The organism is Peribacillus sp. P4_C12, assembly GCF_056402095.1.
On record NZ_JBFUIB010000399.1, the window covers coordinates 1 to 3,460 of the forward strand.

Below are 3,460 nucleotides of genomic sequence, written 5' to 3' on the forward strand. Positions count from 1 at the left end.
CGTAATAGTCGAATCCGGCAGCGATTCGACCGTATCTATGTACAATGCATTGATATGAAAGCTTTTGCCATTCAGCCTTGTGACTTTAATAATAATATTTAGGAGCCAGAGCAAATAAGCACCTGGCTCCTCCCTCCCTTAACTTATCGTTTTAAGTTAACCAGCTCTTGTAAAATTTCATCCGACGTCGTGATAATTCTTGAATTCGATTGGAATCCACGTTGCGCGACGATCATTTCCGTAAACTCTTCTGATAAATCGACGTTGGACATTTCCAAAGAACCTGATGCTATTGTTCCGCGTCCTTCACCTGCGACATTGATGTTTGCTGTACCAGAGTTTATTGATTCTTGGAATATATTGCCTCCTGTTTTAGTCAATCCGGATGCATTTGTAAACTTGGCAATAGCCAGTTGACCCAAAGTCACAATTTTCCCATTTGAGTAGATACCGCTAATTTCACCTGATGGCCCAAAATTAAAGCTCTCCAGTTTCCCTTCTTTATTACCATTCGGGTTGACCATAGCTGTAGTTGCTCCTTCAACTTGGGTGAGAGTAGAGAAATCGAAATCTAATTTTATTTTTTTACTATCATCACTGTCATCACCTTTACTAATATCAATTGATAGGTTAACATCGCTTGTCACATCGCATTTACCATCCGTAAAACTAAGAGTAGTTAATGGCTCTAGTTCAGAGTCCGAAGTTGGATCCTGATCATAAACTCCCCAATTATTCTCACCATTTTTCTTGAAATAAATAGTTGTTGTTTGTTCTTTACCTTTTTCATCAACAACTTTTATTTGCTGGCTGAATACAGAACCCTCAATTGCGTCCGCTGCCAAGTTTTCACTTACGGTTACTTTTGTAGTTGTTACAGCAGGTAAAACCGCATTAACGTTTACAGATACATCTCCGATTGTTTTTGATAGTTTTCCGTTTGCATCAACCTTGTAGGCTTGCACTTTCATTCCATTAGAATTTACAAGCGTGCCATTATCATCTAAATAGAAGTTACCAGCACGTGTATAAGATAATACATCTCCTTCTTTGACGACGAAATAACCATCTCCAGATATACCCAAATCAAGATCTCGTCCAGTAGTTTGCAAGCTTGATTGAGTATGAATGGTGTCAATTGTTGCGATAGTTGACCCCAATCCAATCTGCTTAGAGTTGGTACCACCTTTATTTGCTGTCGCGGCACTAGCACCAGATATTGTTTGGTTCATCGTATCACTGAATGTTACACGACTTTTTTTGAAACCATAGGTGTTGACATTAGCCACATTATTCCCGATAACATCTAATTTTGTTTGTAAGTTCTTCAATCCGCTTATTCCTGAGTACATTGAACGAAGCATTAAAAACTCCCCTTTCATATCGTGACTGCTTCTGTCATTCCACAGCCTAGGCTTCCTATACTAGGTCCGGCCTATTAATCTATTAGTATGGTACCATTGATATTCGTGAAAATTTGAGACGAGGCTTCCTCTCGATCCACAACAGTAATGACTTTGTTATTTTTAGTGCTAATTACGAGTGCCGCGTTATCGATAATAATAAGAGATTCTGTCACACCCATCTTTTTGGCCTCATTTGCTTTATCGGCTATTTTGTCCCAAGTTTGTTGCTCTATTACTATTTTCCTTTGTTCCATCCGCATTTGTGCATGCTTACTAATTGTCAGCTTTTCATTAGTAGATATGGCTTCTTGAAAATGCTGTTGAAATCCTTGTTGGATCATTTGCCTTTGTCTCAAGGGAGTTTTTGTTAGTGGAATCATCTGAGCGGAATTTGCTTGAAAACCGAGTTTATCCATTTTTCCGCTCCTTAAGCACTTGCGATTTTGATCAATTGCTCTAATGATAGTTTTGTGCCGCTTTCATCATCCACTTCTATCTGCACTTTGCCCTTATTCATGAATACTGATGTTACAACGGCAGAAAGGTCTCCATTTTCTTCATCATTCCATGTGACACGTTTGCCTATTAATTCACTTGCATTAGTCAAACTGTTAGATGTAGTGCTTGATTGTTTCATTGCCGAAATATTTGCTGGTTGAAGTTTTGTGCCATCTTCTAAAATGAAATAAATATTGTCACCTTTATATTGAATCGATTCCACGATACCTACGCCTTCTTCTATCGCAAGGTTCTCACCGCTTTCATCCAATATATGCCAGGTAACTTCCTTACCAACGAATGAGTTATAGTTCATTAAACTATTTTGTTGGTTTAACCCAATTAGTTCATCTATTTGGGATCCTATATTCATCATTTGTTCCAAAGAAGAAAAAGTGGCCATTTGGGCTATAAATTCTGTATTGTCCATCGGACTGGAAGGATCTTGGTTTTGCAACTGGGTAAGCAATAATTTCAGGAAATCATCTTTTCCGAGTGAATCGCCTGTTTTTCTGTCTGATTGATAGCTTGATAATAATAGTGACGTATCAATGGTCGTCATTTCTTCACCTACACTTCTAGATTTAACAGAGCTTCTGCAAAGGAGCCTGTAAATTCACTTTCTGTCTCATCATTGCTTTCCCTCTTATTCTCTTGTTGTCTATTTTGTTCATCCGCATCTTTCTGGCTGAACTTCTCAGAGTTGAAAGTATTGTACGCCTGTGATACTTCAATTTTTTCAATTTGGATATTTTGGCCGTTAAAGGCGTGCTTTAACCCGTGAATCTGTTTCTCCAGCATATCTTTCGCTTGCGCTGATGTGGCCAAAATTTTCGCTGTCATCATGCCATCCTTTTGAATTAACTCAATTCTAAGTGACCCTAGGTGTTCGGGATTCAATTTTATTAACAGTTTATTTACACCGTTAGCCCCTGTGAAATTTGCTTTACTCAAGATACTTTCAAACTGTTTAACAAACTCTTCCTGACTGACAGTTTGTCCACCCTTAGCAGCCGTCAAGACGAATTGTTCAAGCTTTGTCATTAAAAATGACATACCCGAACCTTGATAGTTACTACTATCCGCTGTTTTTAAAGTCAGACCGGTACTATTTGTTCCATCTTTACCTAACTTGTCGCTTCCAGTTAATTGTGAGAATGCGCTTGTTTCCAATGTTTTATTTTGCCCTTTTTCCAAAATAAGAGAAAAATCAAGGTTAGTATTTGTTTTCTGCTGCTGATTAGGCAGCCATTTTTCCAGTTTTCCTGATATCCCTTCAAGCAGATTTTTCATTTGCTTATGGATGGTTGCTTCATCTTGTGTCATATCTTTATTCTCTGATAAAAGATCGTGAAATTTTACCAACTTTAATAGATTCGCTGTCCCCTCTAATGGGAGCTGTTTCCACTCTTCTTCACTCAACGAAGCAACCTGTATTAGGATTGTATATAGTTCCATGACATTGGCTGATAAAAGGCTTTGTGAATCCAACCTCAAGTCTTCCGGTTCTTGTTCTAAATTGATTTCCTCTATAGTCGTAAAGAATTCTGTAAGAG

5 protein-coding genes are annotated in these 3,460 nt (G+C 38.2%); all 5 read right to left on the reverse strand.

What is annotated here, in order from left to right:
- On the reverse strand, window positions 1–93 hold a 93-nt coding region (locus AC1DUW_RS23730), incomplete at its 3' end, for a flagellar FlbD family protein (protein WP_477643614.1).
- A gap of 50 nt (window positions 94–143) precedes the next feature.
- Window positions 144–1,364 carry a flagellar basal-body rod protein FlgF gene (flgF, locus tag AC1DUW_RS23735; RefSeq protein ID WP_477643611.1) on the reverse strand — a complete coding sequence of 407 codons (1,221 nt, stop codon included), beginning with the start codon at window positions 1,362–1,364 and terminating at the stop codon, window positions 144–146.
- A gap of 74 nt (window positions 1,365–1,438) precedes the next feature.
- Entirely contained in the window at window positions 1,439–1,822 is a 384-nt protein-coding gene (locus tag AC1DUW_RS23740; RefSeq protein ID WP_053345330.1) for a TIGR02530 family flagellar biosynthesis protein, read from the reverse strand.
- Window positions 1,823–1,833: 11 nt separating this feature from the next.
- Window positions 1,834–2,466, reverse strand: a complete 633-nt coding sequence (gene flgD / locus AC1DUW_RS23745) for a flagellar hook assembly protein FlgD (RefSeq protein ID WP_477643612.1) — start codon at window positions 2,464–2,466, stop codon at window positions 1,834–1,836.
- Between the two features lie 8 nt (window positions 2,467–2,474).
- The coding region (locus tag AC1DUW_RS23750; RefSeq protein WP_477643613.1) for a flagellar hook-length control protein FliK at window positions 2,475–3,460 on the reverse strand (986 nt) is incomplete at its 5' end.